This is a genomic window from Nostoc sp. ChiVER01 (assembly GCF_034531155.1).
Classification (GTDB): Bacteria; Cyanobacteriota; Cyanobacteriia; order Cyanobacteriales; family Nostocaceae; genus Nostoc.
Genome location: NZ_JAVRBS010000002.1, coordinates 364,994 through 383,436 on the forward strand (window position 1 = coordinate 364,994; position 18,443 = coordinate 383,436).

Below are 18,443 nucleotides of genomic sequence, written 5' to 3' on the forward strand. Positions count from 1 at the left end.
TCCTAATTTTTCAGTTAGCCGCTCAAGAGAGCTTCGACAAACTCATAGCTAGAAAAGGGGCGCAAGTCTTCAATTCCTTCGCCAGCACCAATAAAGCGAATGGGCAAACCTAGCTGTTGCACAACAGCAAGGGCAACGCCGCCTTTGGCAGTGCCATCAAGCTTAGTTAAGACAACGCCACTTAATTGGGCAGCTTGGGAGAAAACTTCAGCTTGCCGCAGTCCATTTTGCCCTAAAGTGGCATCTAGAACTAAAAGAGATTCTACTTTGGCATTTGGAGCTTTTTTGTCGATAATTCGCCGAATTTTGCTAAGTTCGTCCATTAAATTTTTCTTGTTTTGCAGTCGCCCAGCTGTATCAACTAGAAGTAATTCGGTTTGACGTGCTTGGGCGGCTGCGATCGCATCAAACACAACTGCTGCCGGATCTGTATTCTTTCCCGGATTGGAAATTACTTCTACACCGCTTCTACTACCCCAAACCTTCACCTGTTCCACGGCTGCGGCGCGGAAGGTGTCTGCTGCCCCAATTAAGCATTTATAACCAGATTTTTGTCCCAGATGGGCAATTTTACCGATGGTAGTAGTTTTACCGGCACCATTTACCCCAGTGATTAACCAAATATTCAAGGTTTCTTTTTCTGGAGTAAAGATAGTTTTGTGGGATGCAATGCTTGGCGCATCCAGCATATCCCGGAGAATTTTTTTCAGGTAAGCGATCGCTTCTTCAGGTGCGGTAACTTCTTCTCGAAGTTTTGTCTGTAGGGCATTGATAATAAAGTCTGTCGCTTCTACACCCACATCAGCTTGCAGGAGCAATGCCTCAATTTCTGTTACAGCAGCTTGGTTAAGTGGCCCTTGACCAACGATCGCCTTGAGTTGGTTAAGAATGCTACGACGAGTTTTATCTAACCCTTGCCGGAGCTTTTTCAGCCAGGTAATTTCTTCAATAGAAACGTCTTCTGGACTTCTACCTTGAGCTGCCAAAACTTTTGCCGACCAGACAAACCCATCATCAAATACCAGCCCAGGAATTTCCTTTCCTGTCTCTGAAGTTGCAGCTACTGGCTGTACTAACTCTGGTTCTGGAACTTCGATAGCGGTGGCCATTAGTTGTTCTAGCTTGGCTTGCCGTTCTGCCGCCGCCCGTTCTAAGAAAGATAGTGTCGTTGGCTGTGTTGCCTCTTGTGTAGATACTGGTTCGGTGGGCGTTGGTTCAGCCTCATTTGCCGTCAGTTCTGGGCTGGAGACATCTGGCTCTTTGTCAATTGCTGCTACTGAGGAATTTTCTGTAATTTCTTCTTCAGTAGCAGCTTGGCTAACTTCTGGCTGTGCTGTTTCTACAGCTGTACTAACAGGTTCCTCAATTGCTTCTGGTTCGGTAATTTCCGCAATTGCCGTTTCTGCGGTTTCAGGTTGTGCTGATGCTGATGAGGCTTCTATTGAATCAGCCGGGGTTTCTACTACCTCAACTTGTTGTTTTTGCTGAATATTTTTGTAAGCAGCTTTAGCAAACGCTAACAAGTCTGTTGTTGTGTCTGGAGCAGTTTCAGCAGTTGGTGTTAATGTTTCGGCTGGCTCTGGCTGAGGTTCTTGTGCAGGAGGAGTTTCTTCCTGTTTTTTATCAGAGGGAGTGTCAGAGGAATCGTTATATTTACGACGGAACCAATTAAAAACCATTGCAGCAGTATTGGTTATATGAGTTTAATAGTTATAAGTTATGAGTTTAATTTAACTTGGAGCATTGGGCATCGGGCATTGGGAAACAGGAGGCAGGACGCAAAAGTTCTTTAATTTTTAATTTTTAATTTTTAATTGATTTCTTCCCCTGCTCCCTCACTTTGGCGAATAAAAAAGGCTATGCTGTCTTTTTCTGCTCAATGACTCGGCGCAAAACACCGTTAATAAACCGATGACCATCGTCTCCACTGTAACGTTTGGCTAGCTCCACAGCTTCGTTGATGGCGATACTGTCTGGAACTCCTAAGAATTTCATTTCAGCCACAGCGATTTGCAAGATATCGCGGTCAATTTGGGCGAGGCGAGTTACTTGCCAATCTACTAAGGCAGTAGAAAGGAGTTCATCTATAATTTGTCGATTTTCGTTGACGGTAATTACAAGCTCTTTAGCGTAATTACGGACTCCCTTATCCTGATTAGCTAACTGAATCAATACTGGGAAATCAACTGCCGTACCCAACTGATTGATTGCTGTCTGGGTGCAGGCGATCGCTTCTTGAAGCATTGTTCTAGCACTATTGAGGTCGGAGGCCCGAGTTTGGCTACTTAAAAGGCGATCATTACTGCGTTGCAGTTCACCTGCGGCATTATCAAGGGTATCTTGCACTTCTGAGGTCAAAGTACGTACTGCTCCTAGCACCAACTTGGATACTAGTTGATCGTCTTCTAATTTCTCTAATTTCTTTGGGTTGACTGGCAATTGGCTAAGGCTTAAAAGCGCCAATTCACGAGCAATTTGCTGGGGTTTACGAGGTTGCATAAAACTGAGGGGTGATTAAGTAAGAACTGATTAACTAGACGAGGCAAACTCACAATTATATCAACTTTGGTACAGTTAAACAACAAAATTACGCTAAGAAGGTACTGAATACTGGGTACTAGGAAAGAAATTATTTTAAGATTTGCTTAGGGTATGAATCCACATACTCATCTTCCCCAGTCCCTAATCCCCAATTTAACTTTCTTCAACGGGAATAACCTGCTGTTTGATTTCGTCGTGTTTCACTTCCAGCGTGGACTCTTTGGGGAAAACCAAGGGCGTATTGGGGGCGACAATGCCACCTGATACAACTATTTTAAAAGCGTCTTCAATGGACATGGAGAGGTTTACCACCTCATCTTCAGGAACTACTGCGTACCATCCGGTAGTTGGATTGGGGGTGGTAGGTATAAAAACACTTAGCACAGGGCGAGGCATCTGGGCTTGGATATCACTGCTGATTACACCAGTCACAAAGGCGATCGCCCAAATTCCTCGGCGGGGATACTCTACCAAAATTACCCGGCGAAACTTGCCATTAGAATCTTTTAATATTGTTTCTAAAAGCTGCTTAAGTGTTTTGTATACCTGTCCTGCTAAAGGAATTGCCTGTAATAATCGTTCGCCAAAATCTAACAACCACCTGCCAGCAATATTGCGAGCCATTAAGCCCATTAATAGAATACTTAGTAGTGGTACAGCCAACCCTACTAATAAATTCAGTAAATTTACTAAAATGGGGTTTAATCCATCAAAAGGATTCAGTTGTTTGGGAATTTGGGTGAGGAAGTTAATTACCCAAGTAGCAATGGTAATAGTTAGCCAGATAGTAGTTGCTAGGGGAATTACTACCAACAAACCAGCGATCAGGTCGTTTTTTAAGTCCTGTTTTAGGCGATCGATTACCAAGCCCCGATTCTCCTGTTTTAAGCTAGAGGAACTTTTGTTATTGGTATTCATACCAGCAGATTTGTCAAATTCCGAAGACTTTAACTTTAGGCACTTTCTACCGCAAGTAACTGTCCAAAACGCTAGCAGCTTGGCTGCTGACGCAAAAACATGTACTTGTTGCTGGAAATCAGCTATTTTCCTACAAGCATACACATAGACATTAACCAATCTGATGCCGACTGGTTATTTTAAAAGGATGTTACTTTTCTTTGTAAGACTTGTAAACGATTGTTGCAAGTCCTTAGGTATTACTAATCTACCGCGCTCAATCAAAAGCTGCTCATGATTGTGAAAGTACAAGCGGGTAAACAAAGGAATTATTTGATCTGGTCAGTTGAGCAGGAGAGCGCTTTTATGAAAATGTATTGGTAATATTAATTTATTATGGAAGTTTTTATTTAGATATAACACGGTGTAGGTAGCACAGCTGTGCTAACCTGCTTTTGAAATTTTGAATATTGCGATCGCGTACCCGTCCGTCGTTGGCGATCGCTGCTTCAAATTTTACGCTACATCAGCCTGTGTCGTTTCAGAATCTACGCACTGTAACTGTTGTGTATTCTCCTGTACCTGAATTGCTGTTGAGTCTAAATTAGGTTTTGGTAAATACTTCATTTCCCAGACTTTGAGCAAAATCAGATATTCGTAGAATGCCTGCAATGTACACCAAGCAAATCCGGCGCGTCCATCTAAACAGCCGCCTAAGATAAAATACATATATACAAAGCGTAGCAACGGTCTAGCGGGTAAACGCAAAGATAAATCTTTCAAGGCGCGGCGTTTTTCGACTTCCGATTTGCCAAAGAATAAATCTTGCCAGTTGACCTTTCCCTGTTCTAGTTGATATAGCGTTTCTTGAGCTTCGTCTGTAGAATAACGGTTATGCTTGTCAATCCAGCGACTCAAGCCTTTACTACAAGTGTAATGTGGGTATGTCTCTTTTAAAAAGCTAGTTGCACCCTCACAAACTTCCCGTTCAGTATGACCATAATCTGTAAACCAGACCCTACCGTGGCAAAAGAGGCGCATTTGGTAACGGGGATACTGTGTGCTGTAGCGAATCCAACGATTCATGAACATGACACGTTCAGCCACGTAGTAACCGATATAGTCAAGACTCTTACTTGCCTTTTCGCATTCAGCGAATAGTTCTGGTGTCATGCGCTCGTCAGCTTCAAGAATGTAAACCCATTCGTGCTTCGGAGGGATAGACTCTAACATCCAGGTGCGTTGGCGGCCGTGGCTTTCAAAAGCGTGTTGAATGACGCGGATGGGATAGCGACTAGCGATTTCTACAGTGCGATCGCTACTGCATGAATCCACAACAATAATGTCATCCGATAGCATCGCCGATTCGATACAAGCAGCAATATCTAACTCTTCGTTATATGTCAGTATGTAAATTGAGAACATTACCCAAGTTTTATAGCGATTTTACTGAGTGATAATTGTCTTTTTATTGTTATTAGATATTAGGCGTATGGCAGTATCAGCCGTTAAACGTCCTACTGCCATACCGATAATAGATTAGCGTGCAGCTGCTCTAGGTTTACCACCTTGTAAAGCACCGCTACCTTTTAAGCCTGTCCAGCCGATGATAATGTAACCAATGGACAACAGCAAACTGCTAATTCCAATCCGTAGTCCAGACTTCCAAGCAGTATCTTTAGCTTGTTTCTCTGCTTCGTCTCTGCGCTGGCGAACTTGGCTTAATTGTTGAGTTCGCAACGTCTGAATATCTGTTTGTTGTTCAATAGCTTTATCAAGTATTTGGGGATTTGTTTTAGCCTTCGTTAGTAACTCTTTAATATTTGCAGGAATTTGAGGGCTTTCAAGCGCTTGCTTATATTTTTGGTCATCTTTGAGGATTTCACTAAACTGAGCTTTGGTTTGGGTTCGCAGTTGATCTAGTTGAGCTTTTCCTTGCTCAGTATTCAGTTGTGCTTGCAATTGCGAGAACCGATTGTTCAGTTGAGTTTCTGCCTGATCTCCTTCTTGGGCGATACGGTTAAGTGTTTGAGCTTTAGCTTGATTGACGTTATTGAGGTGCAGGGGAAAAATCAGCAAGAACATTAACCCTAAAATACTTGAAAGGATCACAGCAGGAAATCTTAAATCGATACCTTGAGGGCGATCGCTTGCTGCATCAGCACTATCAATCCAATAGGCAGCAAACAGCAGCCCCAAACCAACTAGAGGCACAATTCCCCGATCAACTAACGCTGTTGCCAAGTTAATTTGCCATACTCGATCAGTCGGTTGAAAGGGTAACAACAGAATCAAAAAGTCAACAAAAAAAGACAAAATGCAAATTATTCCAACTACCTTAAGTGTGAGGGCAGTACTCACGGAAGTAAAACGGTTAACCATAGTTTTTTGAACTGGCGGTGAATACGAGTGATTTTCATATTTCAAGCTACTTGAATATTGTGCCTATGACCGTGACTATTGTATAGAAACACAAAGCAGATTCAATATTTGGTAAAGGCTATCTGCCTCTTGGTTTTCAACTAGGCCAGAGTAACATTTGTTATGTCCAGTGTCTTCAGGAAAATCTTAGTGTTTTAAGATACGAACATGATGCGGGGCTGTAAGAAAAGACTCATTAATTACCCAATTTCCCTTATTACAGTTCTCAATCGGTCATAATATAAGTATTTTGTAGGGACATATACATGTGCATTTTTGTCAACTTAACGTAAAAATTACATTCTGCATAGAACCGACCTTCTTTGCTAATAGCAAAAGTCATCTCTTAATAACTAAAATATACCCAAAAATCTTTAGTCTACTTGAGTAGACTTTAGCTATTAGCCTTGGAATTTATTCCCAGGCGGGTGAGGAAGCCAGCAGTTAAGCTATTTCTAGCTTCAGTTGATACCAATGACAAATGTGCGCCCCTAGTGAGTTTTGCATCAATATAAAAATCGCAATATTTCCCTTATTTTTCCATCTCCCTTGCAAGGGCTTGTTCCCAAATTGGCAGATCCTCCGGTCGGTCAACATCAGCTAAAGGCGGCAAGTTCACGTATGATAAATTAAGTTTCTGAGCAATTTCCACGGTTTTCTGGAATACTTGAGCAGTTCCCCACTCGATGTTAACGAATAACTCCGGGGTCGGTTGGCGCAACCCAATTAAGTAATATCCACCATCGATCGCAGGGCCAAGTACTAAGTCAAAGGTGTGTAACTTCTCAAAGGCTGTCTCTAAAATCTGAGCATTGACTCCAGGGCAATCTGTACCGATGATAATTATTTTTGTGGCATTAGATTCAAAAGCCTCGAAAAGCGATCGCGCCATCCGCGAACCTAAATCCCCTTCACCTTGAGACTGGTAAATCAAATCCAACCCCAGCCAATCTTGCATAAGTTGCGAATCCCCACCTGCAAATCTCACTTCTACAGATATGGCAATGGCTTTTTGCAATTCTTGAACCTGAAATATTGTATGTTCAGTCATTTCCCGTTGAAGATTGGCAGCACCAACAGTTCCTAAAGCAGGTATCAGTCTGGTTTTAGTCTTCCCTGGTTCTGGATAGCGAGTGAAAATAATCAGGTGCTGTTTTGAGATTGCTGGTAAGTTCAGCACACAATACCTTATTTAATAAACTAAAAATATCTTAATAGCAATACTTATCGTTTTCGGCTGTGGTATGTTCTTTTTCCATTCGCATTGCTCCTAAAATCGTAGAAACAACAACACAACGCTTAACTTTACCACCATACTTGCTTGATAGTGTTATCCGTCCTAGTGGTGGTTGACTGACATTACCTCTGTAATCAAATTGGATTTGTCTAATACCATTTGACTCTTGTAAAGTTGTTTCCGCATCTAAGCGCACATTGGAATTTAGATTATTCCAGTTAGCGTTAGATGGGTTTACTGTAGCAGGATGAATTGCCCATTGAATAATGCCGTTTTGTTCACGAAAGCTGGCTTTCCAAGTCAATTTTTCTTTACTAGCTTGGCTTTGGGCTTGGCGCATAGCATAATAAACCTCGCTTTGAGCAGTATTGAGGTACCGAGTCTGCACAAAACCTAGCCAGTTGGGTATTGCCATAGTGGCTAATATACCAATTAATAAAACAACTACTAAAGTTTCTAATAGTGTAAAACCACTACTAGAGTCCTTATTCAAGAACTTTTTAGAATTAACTAGAAACAGTAACTGCACCCGCATATCCATTTTTGTCTTCTGCTCGTTTTTCAACTACCCAGACCTTGAGCAATGTTTCAGCTTCTTGCCTTCTTACTTCGCGCTGGTTAGTAATATTGTTTAGTAAGCTAGGTATTATAAGGATTATGAATATTTTCAGTAATAGTTTTAAGGTAAAATTTATATTCTGAAGTCTTGACGAGTCATGAAGAAAATACTTCCACAAAAACATAGCAGCTGCTAGACCTTTTTTTTTGTTAAAGGGCTTTTGTAGCGCTTTACAAGTTAAGTATTTGTATAAATTTGCTAGGCTTGTATTCCAATTATGCTTTAGTGTCGAACCCGCAGAAGCTTTTCGTAGATAGGAGCTTTCCTTGTACGCTCTTTCAAGCACTTGTAGGCAGGCTTTTTCCTGTCTGACAAGATTAGAAGAAACTGAATTAGCACTTATGCGATATAAGATTTGTACAGATGGCACACATACAAAATCAAACTGAGAAGCTAATCGGAGCCACATATCCCAATCCTGAGCCGCGCTTAGAGATTCGTCAAAGCTACCTAATTGAATTAAAGATTTTCTACAAATTAAAGGATTAGAACCATTCTCTAGAAAGTTATTTAATAATAAACTTTCATAAACATTTCCATTTAAATTAACACGCTTACCTGAAAGTATAAATTCACCATTTTCATCAATATAATCAGTCCAACTGTAAGCAACTTTCGCGGTAATGTGTTCTTCTAGAGCCTTTACCTGAGAATAAAGTTTATCAGGTGTCCAAAGATCATCTGCATCTAAAAAACTAACAAATTCCCCAACTGCAAGGTTTAGCCCTCGGTTACGGCTGACGTTTCCACCAGCATTGGGGTAAGAAAATACTTTTATTCGTGAATCTTCAATTTCTGCAATAACTTCTATTGTTGAGTCTTGCGAACCATCATTAATTATAATTAATTCTAGATCAGAAAAAGTTTGATTTAAAACTGATTGAATTGTATACTTAATAGTCTTTTCAGAATTGTAAGCAGGGATAATTACAGAAACTTTTGGCAATTTTCTGCTAGTAGATTTAATCATTTTTATAAAGATATTTATTTTTTAATACTCTGCCTAAATTACATTTAAAGTAATAAAAAGGACTCATCATACTAGACAAATAAAATTCCATTTCAAAACTTGGAATTAGATTATTTTTAAATTGCCCTTTATACTGAATTAGATGTTGTAATACTCGGCGTAAATTCCCTAAAACAGTTTTAACAAAGACTATCGGTTTTTGCCACTTTTTAGTATTTATTAAGCGTAGCTGGAAAATACACAATCCACAGCCGCGTGCCAAACTTAAAAGGTAATCTCTTTCAAGTCGCCAATGTGGTATTTGATGATAAGTATGCATGGTAGGGTTATACCAAATTTGCCAGCCTCCATAATGGATATAAAGTAATGGTTCATAGTCATCACCCTGGACTAAAATACCAGGTAACTTACCACTTAAATTAGGTCGTTGTGGTACATTTTCAAGCCATACTTTTTTTCTAACAACAAGCGCTGCACCAGGAGGAAGCCTTAAATTGTCTGCATCAAATAAATGTGCATTTGAGCCATGTTCTCTAATAGCTAAAAAAGCTCGAATTCTTTCAAAATTTTCTGGCGGCTTGACTTCAAAATCACCATGAATTTGTCCACTCCAAGCACCTGCTTGAGGATGTTCCAATCCAAAGCTATATGCTTCTGATAACCAATCAGGTGCAGGTAAGTTATCATCATCTAGAAATGCGATTAGCTTCCCTCTGGCTTCACGTACTGCTCGTAGTCGTGCAAAAGCCGCTCCCTGTTCGGTTTCTAAAAAATATCTTAAATTACAGCTTCCATTAAATATTTTTTGGTAATTCTGGATGATTTCAGATGTGTTATCAGAACTATTGTTATCTACAACAATAATTTCCCAGTTAAGTTGTTCTACTCCTGTCTGGCTTAATAGTTTATCTAAAATTTTAGGTAAGCGAGTTGCTCCATTATATGCAGGAATAGCTACACTAATGTCTAAACTTTCAACTGTTAATTCATTCATAATATTTAATACTTAATTTACTCTTTAAAATATCCATTTTTCCAAAGATAAAAAGGGCTAATAAAACTACTTAAAAAAAGTTCCATTTCGCAAGCAACTACCAAATCTTGCTTTAGCTTAAATCGATATTTGAGTAAATGTAAAATGATTTTACGCAAGTCATTTATCATATAAACTAAAAGAGCAACTGGTCTATATACATGTTTTATATTTACCATTCTAGTTACATATCGGCTAAGTCCAATACCTCGAAAAAATGGAATTAAATAGTCTTTTTGCAACCGGAAGCTTGGTATTTTATGAAAAACTTCCATTTCCGGGTTATACCAAATCTCCCATCCTGTTTTTTGGATATAAGACAACATTTCTAAGTCTTCACTGGTAAGCATATTGCCTTTAACTCTGCCAGTTAAAATAGACTTATCTGGTACACTTTTAACCCAAGCTTGTTTACGGACAACAAGTCCGGCAGATGGGGGTAATAATTTTTTACTTGCTTCATATAATAGCGGTAAATTACCTCGTTCTGTAATTGCCAAGAATGGAGCAATGCGCTGAAAGTTTTCTGGTGGTTCTATTTCCCAATCAGGATGAATCTGGCTCCCATAAGCTCCCGCCTTCGGATATTTTTCACCAAAAGCATAAGCTGCGGATACCCAATTTGATACTGGGTAATTGTCATCATCTAGAAAACCTATGAATTTACCTTTAGCTTCTGTAACTGCCCTTTTTCGAGCATAAGCTGCTCCTTGTAGTGCTTCAAAGCAATACTGCAAAGGATAAGGACACTGCCAATTTTGTTGATAGGCTTGAACAACTTTAGCTGTGTTATCAGTGCTGTTGTTGTCTACAACTATAATTTCCCAAGATAAATTTTCGGTGTGAAGTTGGTTTTTTAGCCGTTCTAGTAGTTCAGGCAAACGACTTTCACCGTTGTAAGTTGGGATAGCTACAGTAAAGTCAAGGTTTTCAGTCATTTGACAAAAGGAATATTTTGATTAGGACGCTTTTTATGTGTTCAGCCAATAGCTAATTTATCAGCGACTCTTAAATAAATCTATCAAACATTAAAACTGCACCTGATGTTTTAATTTTGCAATCAATGTGCCGTTTTATATACAGTATTATCACGTATTTTTAAAAAAAATTACTACATAAATTATTTAGTTGCATTGATTATCTTTTGCTGTGAGCATTGAGCCTAAGAGAGTTTTTACAATAACGCATCGCTTTACGCTACTAGGCGATGTAGAGTTTGCAGAACTTGGTACAGCTACCACTATTTTTAACCCAGGTGGCTCTGTACCTGCTGCTACTGTTCCAAAGTTGGGAGTTGGTAAAGTTGGTAAAGCCCCCATATAGTCAAAGGTAATTTTTGTTGGTGTACTTGAAGGAGGGTAGGATACAGGAGAATTAGTAGTAGAATTGGCAGCGTTTTCGCCACTGAGATTTGCACCTAGCAGTAATTTATCAGAGCTAACGCCTACATCCGCCCCTAAAGGTTTCCATGTAGGGCTTCCAGCACTTGTACTATAAACAGCAACCTCTATATTTTGGGTTGTAGTATTTTTCTGAAAACTTACACTGTAGCTAAGTTTTTTGTTTTTAGCTTCGCGCTGTGCTTCTTGAAGTGCAGCTAAAACGGCATTGTTAGCCTTATTTACCTTCTGTCGATTTACAAAGGCAACCCAACTAGGAGCTGCGATCGCAGATAAAATTCCTATTATTACCATCACCACGATTAATTCCAGCAAGGTAAAGCCAGCATCTTGTTGGGTGTTTCTAGAAGCATAGCGTAGTCTATTAATTAAAAATCGCTGTTTACTGGTTTCATTTCTACTGTTTAGATTAAATAACTTCAAACTTAACTTTTCCATAATTTGCTGCCATTAATTCCTTAAATTTTCAGCACTTATTTAGTAAATAAGTATCCGCGTCCTTGCACCCGTATACTTGCACTTGGAAAATAAGTTTTGTTGGTATCTATGTAATTAAAGTTATTGCTTTGTAAACGTGCAAGTGCATTGCCTCGTAAAAAGACCTGGGCTGTTGTGTTAACTCTATCGATACACGCATAGAAACCAGTCATTTTGCCTGTATTACGTGTATTAAAGCTAGCAGTATCTGGTGATACTTTCTGCCATGTGTTGTTATCAGTAGGACATGTTGCCGCAGGTGCTGGTGTTGTATCATCAGTTTTGGTTTGATCAATAAAGTCAACAAGCACTGTAGTATCGGCAGTATAATCTGGTGTGGCTTTTACCCAAGCATTCATCTTGTCTTTGAGAGTGCCTACTCCATCAAGTTTAAATAGAGTAAAACCTGGACTGGGACAATTACCACTAATATATTTGCCAGTATAGCCAGTACAATCAACACCAGTACTAGCTGGTACACCATCTTTAATTTGCCATCTCGCAATACGAGCAGCATTAGACCAAGTAGAACTAGAAGTAGCGTCTTTAATTAAATAGTAAGCAACCAATGAGTATACAAACGTATCATCTTTTTCGGTTCCTGTAATTGTAAGCGCTTGGTTAACTAATTCTCGCTTCCAAAAGACAAGAACAGGGACTCTATCTGTTGCGCTCGAATTAGGTAATTGATTTTTGATAGCTTCAATTCCGTCAGCATCATAAAGATAAATTGCCTGTTGTAAATCACGGGCAATATAATCTAGCGCAGTTTGAATTTCTTGCTCAGAATTTGCCTTTGCTTGCTCCTTCCGGTCGGTGTCCATAATGTTAACCATGAATCCTAGCAACGGAGTAATGATTAGGAATGCCATGATCATGGCAATCAACAATTCAATCATGGTAAAACCGTTAACTTGCTGAACTAGCCTAGAGCGTTTTAGCTGGCTTTTGAGTAAAAATTTTAGTGTACTCACCATATTGTGGTATTTTTTTTAGTGATAAATGCACAGTGAGCATCGCAATAATGTGAAACTGCCTAGTTTTTTACTGGCAAGTTTGATTTGTTGCAGTACCCAGTCGTCGGCACAAAGCCTGAAAAGTCGTGTTACTATTGCCAATATCAGTTGTCATTTCGATTAATGGTGCTTGGCGATCGCCTAATCCACCGGTGAAAGTTTTTTGTCTATTCTTAGTAGTATCTGTGCTGGCTTTAAGAGTTTGGCTAAAGTCAACATCTACCCGATAAATCCGAATTCCCAGACGATAGCCATCGTTTATCCCAGTACTTTGGACAATTCGACCAGCTTGAATGTAAAACAGATTGTTTGTATTACTTGAACAATCTGGATTACTAATAGTCCCATTCTTATTGAAACAATATAGACCAGTTGCCGATGTGGGAGCAGGCATATCTGTAATATTGTTAATTAAATAATCTTGTGGTCTACCTGTTATAGATGGTGTACCTGCTACATCTGAAACTCTTCTGGGTGCAGCCGCAGTTGGAGTTGCAAGTGTAACTACTGTACTTGGCACTGTAGTAATAGCTCCAGTTCTGATGCCATCAATGAATGCTTTTGTTGCTTGAGTTGCAAGTTCCACACGCCGAGACTGGACGCGGGTTGCTGTTGAGATGACGATCACAGGTGCGATCGCTGCTAATAAAATAGCAACCACAACTATTGCTACCAATGACTCAATAATCGTAAAACCAGACTCATCAGCAGGGATGATTTGTTGCTGTAATTTGTGCTTAATCATTAACTTATCACCAGCTTCTGATACCAATTTGCATTCAAAAACGTAATTGAAAAATCTTACTCCCCTAAAGTGAAAGTTACAGTTTAGGAGAGTAGTATGAAACTTTAAGATGGGCAGTTACTAGGACGTTGATCGGAATCTATTGCAGGAGTATATACAGGAGGAGTACTAGTATCGGGTTTTTTCGCACACAACAAACTTTGCACCCATGCATCATCTCGACCAACTTCCCGGAAGTACTCATCTGGCAAATCATCTGGTATGGTTGCCAGTTTTTGGGCTAATAAGTCAGGCGACTGAGATAGCAGTGCTACATCATAACCCCATTGCCGTGTAGGAGCCAGATAGAAAGGAGTTCTGCTGTCATTACCTTGAATCTTATATTTAAAATCATCAGATTGAGTTGATATGGATGTGCTGAATGATGCAGTCGCATAAGCACTTCGTTTAGTTTGGACGAAAGTGCCACTAATCCTAGCTTTAATAGCATCGGTTGTTTGTGTACCAGTTGGGTTCCAGTTCTCTAAAAAGCGCACAAAGTTGTGTAAACCACCGTTATCTTCTGTAGGACGCGCTGGGGTATCTCCAGCCACAGCAATTAAATTAAAGGTAGTTTCAGTAGCTGTTTGCAACCAATTATTGTGGGTTCCAGAGACAATCTTATTATTGTTATCTGGGTCTTGAGGGGTAGCAAAGGGTTGGTTAATTTGTAGAACTGGTTGAAAGCCAGTAACAACACTACCAACTATAACTGGCTTCAGCCAGGGCATGAACACATCTTTTTGTGGCGGCGAGAGCAATGAGGGCGATAATAGTGTTGTCCCCGCACTGGAATTTGTTGACCCTAGAGGAAATTCTTGTACATTACGAGATGTATCAACCCCTAAGATTTTAAGAGGAGTAACTAATTGATGAGTAATGGTATCACGTACAAAAGCAATTCTCCGAGGAGGATTTCCACTAAAGCATGGCAGATCGCCATCCTTTGGATCGTTAAAAATGTATCCTGTTTTTAATCGACTATTGTCAGGGTTTCCATTTTTACCAATAATGTTACCGTCCCATGTATTATTTCCACCTCCGTTTCCACACGATGTTGTAACAATCCATTGTGTAGGATCACTACAGGCTGCTGGATCTGTTGCAGTACAAACTTCGGTCAAATACGTTCCTGGTGGTATTTGTAGCGCAATTGGTGTCACAAAGTTGTTGAGGTAGGAAGTACCTTGGAACCCTGTTGTAGTTGAGTCACTAGCAACATCTAAAACAAGGTCTTTGGGTATTTTCGTAGTGGTGTCACGCCATTGAGCTACGGGGACAAAGCTATTGTATTGTGAGAAACCAGATGGTATTGGGAATGGAGCATTATAGCTATTACTCCAGTCATAATCTCCCTCATCGCGGTAGCCCAATCTAAAGTTATTAGAAAGTAAAGTAACAGCATCTGCCAACATAGATGCAGGACGCCATTCATCCCCAGTTGTACAGTTTGGTAGCCTTGTATCATTTGGACGACAAGCGAAATTCGGATTGCGCTGTGCTTTGGCACGAGTATAGAAATTGCTCCAATCATCTGCCAATGCCGTTGTGAACTCTTCTTGGGTGTGAAGATTAAAGTTCCCCTTAACATAAACAGGCAAATTGGTAGCTAAAATCAACCCTTTCTCTACGTCTCGATAGTCATTACTTGTGCCGCGACCGATTTTTGAACCGTTAATGAGCATAATGGCATTAGGACGGCGCGTTGGGTCAAGCGTATAATCCACTGGGCTTTCAAGTTTTCGCGCCTCTGAATCTGTCTTTGTTGAACTCAAATCTAGCAGTCCATCATCGCGTGTAGCATAGATAATGCCGCTATTTGGCAGTAAGTATTCTTGCGCTGGAGTTGCTGCACCATACGTAGTAGTGCGAAGCGAGTTGATGTCTAATACTGTGGCGCGAATTTCTAGAGGTTGTCTGTCTTTTATTGGAAGATCGTAATCAGTACTTATAGTGGTTGTTTGATTTGCCTTAACCTGTCTTGCATCTAAAAAGGCAGTTTCTCGAATTGCACCGTGAGGAATAGGAGGTGTAGTAGTTACTGGAGAAATACTGCCGTCTAAAATTTGTAGGGCGCAAATTGCAGCATGAATTGTAGATTGTTCCGAAAGAGTACGATTTGCTGCTGTTTTTGCTAAAGCTTGTGCCAGCAGTCCATCATCTATAGAACGTCCAGCTAAATAATTTGCATTAGCTGTATCAGTTATTGGAAGTTTTAAATCTCCTTTTGGATATTTTAATTGAGATTGATAAGTCAGTAAGGCCTGATAATCACTGACTGCCTTCGTTGGAGGCCCATAAACTATGCCGTTGTTAGATAGACCATTAGTATTTGAACTATTAGCATCTGAAGCCCAAGCTGGAAGTCCTGTTTGATTTTTAGCAGTAGTGCTATTAGTAGGGACGTAAAAGCTGCTTACACAAGCTATCGGCTGTGGACTTTGCTGGTTGTAACTACTAGCTTTGTAGTGATAAACAGCCGTAGCTCGCATCCGCAGATATGGTGTCTTAGTTGGATCGGCAATTTCGGGCCATTTATACTGTATTGAAGAGTAATTAGTTGCGCCTACAGCAGAGTAATCATACATCCAATATGGCTTAATAATCTTTTGTGTGGGTGCTGGAGACTGAGGCACTGGCATCAGATCAGACCAAATTTCTTTGGCAACTGAAGTGAAAGTAGTACTTGCAGCTGTGTAACCATTAGGCAAATAAATCCCAGCACCAGTTACCACTCGTAAACCACCAACAGGGTCTTGTATGCTAGTCGGCACTTGAGCTGCTGCTAGTTCCCAATCTTTATCTCGGTCTGTAGAGCCTAAATCAGCTAGTATTTGTACGCGAGAGCGGCGAGTGCGAGGTATGGAAGGTGTGGTTGGTAGATCCCAGTTAATATCACTAATATTTTGGGTATCTTGGGGATTTGGGCCGACAAATAGGCTTTGATTGCTGTCCCACCACATTTGAGGTAGATTGTTACCAATTACAACTCTGTCACCTAAGGATCGTTCTGTTCCGTTATAGTCTTTTTGTAGTTTAGTAGGTTCTGTTGCAGCAGGGGTCAGTTTGCCACTGCTTATACTTAGTGTCAAACTAGTGTAACCAGTACCCGTTTTACCATCGGTCGGATCGGTAGGATACATCCAAGCATTTACAGGGCGTAGGGTATCGCCACTGCCTTGAAGCGGAGTAGTTATGGCGTATGTGCCTAATGCAACTAATTCACTGCTTCCAGCAGCAACTTCTTTGTAAGGTACGCGACGGGTGCGCTTTTTAAAGTATATCTGTAGTTGTTGTTTGCGTAGTGCGTCGTTTTCTGCTGTGGTATAACTTGCTAAACCAAGCTTATCCTTTTGTTGTTGAATACCTTTGGTAACTTCTGTAGGATCAGGATCTGTGGTAGCTATTTGGGCGCTAACTAGGCGAGTGATGCGCTGTGTGTAGGCAAGACTGTTATAAGCCATCAAATTCGCTTCGTTTGATACTGGAGTAGTTGATTTTGCAAAATCGACTACAACAGGATCAGTAGCTTCTCCTTTTCTAAATAAATCCACTTGGGTGATCTTGGATGAGTCACTTGTATCTGTGGAGCCACCAGCACCCAAATTTCCACCAATTACTATTTTGGCATTGTCATCATCATAGAAGCACGAGTCCTTACTGCTAACTTGATATAGCCTGACATTATTTCCGTCTGAACCAGTGAGCAAATTACTATTGGTAAAAATTCGTCCATTTAATCTGAAGATGGGGCCTGGGCTAATATCTATATCATCTTCATAAAGAACAGCATTATTAACTACAGGAATTTGGACACGCTCTTGTTGATACTCTAAAGCAGAAAAGCTTTTGTTACCTTTGTAAAGTTCGTACTTAGTATTAGAAGCTGGTGTAGTAGTAATAGGAACAGTTGCTGTATAGACAAAAAAGGCTTTTTTCAACTTATTACCCACCTTAAACCAGCCAGTATTACCTACTAAGCTAGCGCTTGTGCCTAGTGTATCTCCACAATCTCCACTGACATTACCAGCAGTCATTGGTAGAGTTCTTGCCTCTAGAGAATTTCTCGCATGAGTATATGCACCACTACTTGTCGGAGGATTTGTAAAGTAAATTCCATAAAGAGTATAGCTATCAAACTTGCCATTATTGTCGGTATCGACAGGGTACGACCATGCAGTTTTAAGTTCGGTTCGTTCACCTGTATATTGTGAATTTTTAGTTAGCTTCAGTTGAGTTTCATCGCCAAAGGTATATTCGTTGAGATTGGTTACCAGAGTATCGTATAGGGCGTTATCTGTTGGTGTAGCTCGTGGCAAACGTCCATCTTGAAATAGCTTATTTATTTTAGCTCTAGCTCGATCAATTGCCGGAGTTGCAGCATTGAGTGCAGCCTCATTTACTCGAACATTACTAGCATTTTTGGAACGCTCAAAAGAGCGAAATAAAATTGCAGTTGTTAATAGGACAACAACTAAAGATACCATCGCTACCGTTGGCAATACAAACCCAGCATTTCCCGCTCCACGTCTTCTATTTGTGGTAAAAAGGGTTCTTAGTAACCAAACTATTTGCTTTTTTATTGTAGATAAAAACTGGCTAATAAGTTTTTTAAAACAAAGTATTCCTACCTTGATAAGTTTGCGTCTTATAGACATATAAGCTTCCCTGTCAAATGTTTTTTACAGATTTGAAGATATTGATTTTATAGGTGAATCAGCCTATTTTGTAGATTTTAATTAAATGTGAGACTTTTGATTTTTATGAAAATTAGCCTTTTCAAACATTGTTAAAAATGCAGTAGTAAATTAACAGATGTGATTTATTAAATTTATATCATGGGTTCATTTGTTGGTTAATACCGAAAAATACTGAATTTTTAAAAATCTTTTAATTTATCTTTATATAAAATACTTATGTAACAGAAAGACCTGCATTACTAGACTACTTCAGCTCTCTTTAATAGAGTAATATTATGATTTAAACTAACTTTGTAGAAATCTATTTCATCCAAAGCTAGCTTTATGAAGATGTTGCCAGCATACTAA

14 protein-coding genes are annotated in these 18,443 nt (G+C 39.9%); all 14 read right to left on the minus strand.

The features are described 5' to 3' along the window. Nucleotides 1-14 precede the first annotated feature (14 nt). Nucleotides 15-1,679 carry a signal recognition particle-docking protein FtsY gene (ftsY, locus tag RMY00_RS04060; protein ID WP_322646316.1) on the minus strand — a complete coding sequence of 555 codons (1,665 nt, stop codon included), beginning with the start codon at nt 1,677-1,679 and terminating at the stop codon, nt 15-17. A 178-nt stretch (nt 1,680-1,857) separates the two neighbouring features. Then, nucleotides 1,858-2,499, minus strand: coding sequence for a transcription antitermination factor NusB (nusB, locus tag RMY00_RS04065; protein ID WP_322646317.1), 642 nt, complete (start codon nt 2,497-2,499; stop codon nt 1,858-1,860). Between the two features lie 195 nt (nt 2,500-2,694). Then, entirely contained in the window at nt 2,695-3,459 is a 765-nt protein-coding gene (locus RMY00_RS04070; protein WP_322646318.1) for a DUF502 domain-containing protein, read from the minus strand. A 495-nt stretch (nt 3,460-3,954) separates the two neighbouring features. Next, nucleotides 3,955-4,863, minus strand: coding sequence for a glycosyltransferase family 2 protein (locus RMY00_RS04075; RefSeq protein WP_322646319.1), 909 nt, complete (start codon nt 4,861-4,863; stop codon nt 3,955-3,957). Between the two features lie 114 nt (nt 4,864-4,977). Next, the gene (locus tag RMY00_RS04080; protein WP_322646320.1) at nt 4,978-5,820 is read right to left on the minus strand and encodes an HpsJ family protein; all 843 of its coding nucleotides are present in this window, start codon (nt 5,818-5,820) and stop codon (nt 4,978-4,980) included. 571 nt (nt 5,821-6,391) lie between these two features. Beyond that, nucleotides 6,392-7,039: a TIGR04282 family arsenosugar biosynthesis glycosyltransferase gene (locus RMY00_RS04085; protein ID WP_322646321.1), complete on the minus strand. Its 648-nt coding sequence runs from the start codon at nt 7,037-7,039 to the stop codon at nt 6,392-6,394. A gap of 31 nt (nt 7,040-7,070) precedes the next feature. Further along, nucleotides 7,071-7,637 carry a prepilin-type N-terminal cleavage/methylation domain-containing protein gene (locus RMY00_RS04090; protein ID WP_322646322.1) on the minus strand — a complete coding sequence of 189 codons (567 nt, stop codon included), beginning with the start codon at nt 7,635-7,637 and terminating at the stop codon, nt 7,071-7,073. Next, on the minus strand, nt 7,603-8,685 hold the full coding sequence (locus RMY00_RS04095; RefSeq protein ID WP_322646323.1) for a glycosyltransferase: 1,083 nt from the start codon (nt 8,683-8,685) through the stop codon (nt 7,603-7,605). Before RMY00_RS04095 ends, RMY00_RS04090 begins: the two co-directional genes overlap by 35 nt. After that, on the minus strand, nt 8,678-9,679 hold the full coding sequence (hpsE, locus tag RMY00_RS04100) for a hormogonium polysaccharide biosynthesis glycosyltransferase HpsE (protein ID WP_322646324.1): 1,002 nt from the start codon (nt 9,677-9,679) through the stop codon (nt 8,678-8,680). Before hpsE (RMY00_RS04100) ends, RMY00_RS04095 begins: the two co-directional genes overlap by 8 nt. A gap of 17 nt (nt 9,680-9,696) precedes the next feature. Then, on the minus strand, nt 9,697-10,656 hold the full coding sequence (hpsE, locus tag RMY00_RS04105) for a hormogonium polysaccharide biosynthesis glycosyltransferase HpsE (protein ID WP_322646325.1): 960 nt from the start codon (nt 10,654-10,656) through the stop codon (nt 9,697-9,699). A 186-nt stretch (nt 10,657-10,842) separates the two neighbouring features. Then, entirely contained in the window at nt 10,843-11,556 is a 714-nt protein-coding gene (locus RMY00_RS04110) for a type II secretion system protein (RefSeq protein WP_322646326.1), read from the minus strand. 35 nt (nt 11,557-11,591) lie between these two features. Further along, on the minus strand, nt 11,592-12,572 hold the full coding sequence (hpsC, locus tag RMY00_RS04115; RefSeq protein ID WP_322646327.1) for a hormogonium polysaccharide secretion pseudopilin HpsC: 981 nt from the start codon (nt 12,570-12,572) through the stop codon (nt 11,592-11,594). Nucleotides 12,573-12,639: 67 nt separating this feature from the next. Next, nucleotides 12,640-13,356, minus strand: a complete 717-nt coding sequence (hpsB, locus tag RMY00_RS04120) for a hormogonium polysaccharide secretion pseudopilin HpsB (RefSeq protein ID WP_322646328.1) — start codon at nt 13,354-13,356, stop codon at nt 12,640-12,642. A 104-nt stretch (nt 13,357-13,460) separates the two neighbouring features. After that, nucleotides 13,461-18,053, minus strand: coding sequence for a hormogonium polysaccharide biosynthesis protein HpsA (gene hpsA, locus RMY00_RS04125; protein WP_322646329.1), 4,593 nt, complete (start codon nt 18,051-18,053; stop codon nt 13,461-13,463). Between the last annotated feature and the right edge of the window lie 390 nt (nt 18,054-18,443).

Bases quoted from the DNA above. Each gene is read 5' to 3' on its own strand.
- ftsY (WP_322646316.1), bottom strand. From the start codon at position 1,679: ATGGTTTTTAATTGGTTCCGTCGTAAATATAACGATTCCTCTGACACT.
- nusB (WP_322646317.1), bottom strand. From the start codon at position 2,499: ATGCAACCTCGTAAACCCCAGCAAATTGCTCGTGAATTGGCGCTTTTA.
- RMY00_RS04070 (WP_322646318.1), bottom strand. From the start codon at position 3,459: ATGAATACCAATAACAAAAGTTCCTCTAGCTTAAAACAGGAGAATCGG.
- RMY00_RS04075 (WP_322646319.1), bottom strand. From the start codon at position 4,863: ATGTTCTCAATTTACATACTGACATATAACGAAGAGTTAGATATTGCT.
- RMY00_RS04080 (WP_322646320.1), bottom strand. From the start codon at position 5,820: ATGGTTAACCGTTTTACTTCCGTGAGTACTGCCCTCACACTTAAGGTA.
- RMY00_RS04090 (WP_322646322.1), bottom strand. From the start codon at position 7,637: ATGGATATGCGGGTGCAGTTACTGTTTCTAGTTAATTCTAAAAAGTTC.
- RMY00_RS04095 (WP_322646323.1), bottom strand. From the start codon at position 8,685: ATGATTAAATCTACTAGCAGAAAATTGCCAAAAGTTTCTGTAATTATC.
- hpsE (WP_322646324.1), bottom strand. From the start codon at position 9,679: ATGAATGAATTAACAGTTGAAAGTTTAGACATTAGTGTAGCTATTCCT.
- hpsE (WP_322646325.1), bottom strand. From the start codon at position 10,656: ATGACTGAAAACCTTGACTTTACTGTAGCTATCCCAACTTACAACGGT.
- RMY00_RS04110 (WP_322646326.1), bottom strand. From the start codon at position 11,556: ATGGAAAAGTTAAGTTTGAAGTTATTTAATCTAAACAGTAGAAATGAA.
- hpsC (WP_322646327.1), bottom strand. From the start codon at position 12,572: ATGGTGAGTACACTAAAATTTTTACTCAAAAGCCAGCTAAAACGCTCT.
- hpsB (WP_322646328.1), bottom strand. From the start codon at position 13,356: ATGATTAAGCACAAATTACAGCAACAAATCATCCCTGCTGATGAGTCT.
- hpsA (WP_322646329.1), bottom strand. From the start codon at position 18,053: ATGTCTATAAGACGCAAACTTATCAAGGTAGGAATACTTTGTTTTAAA.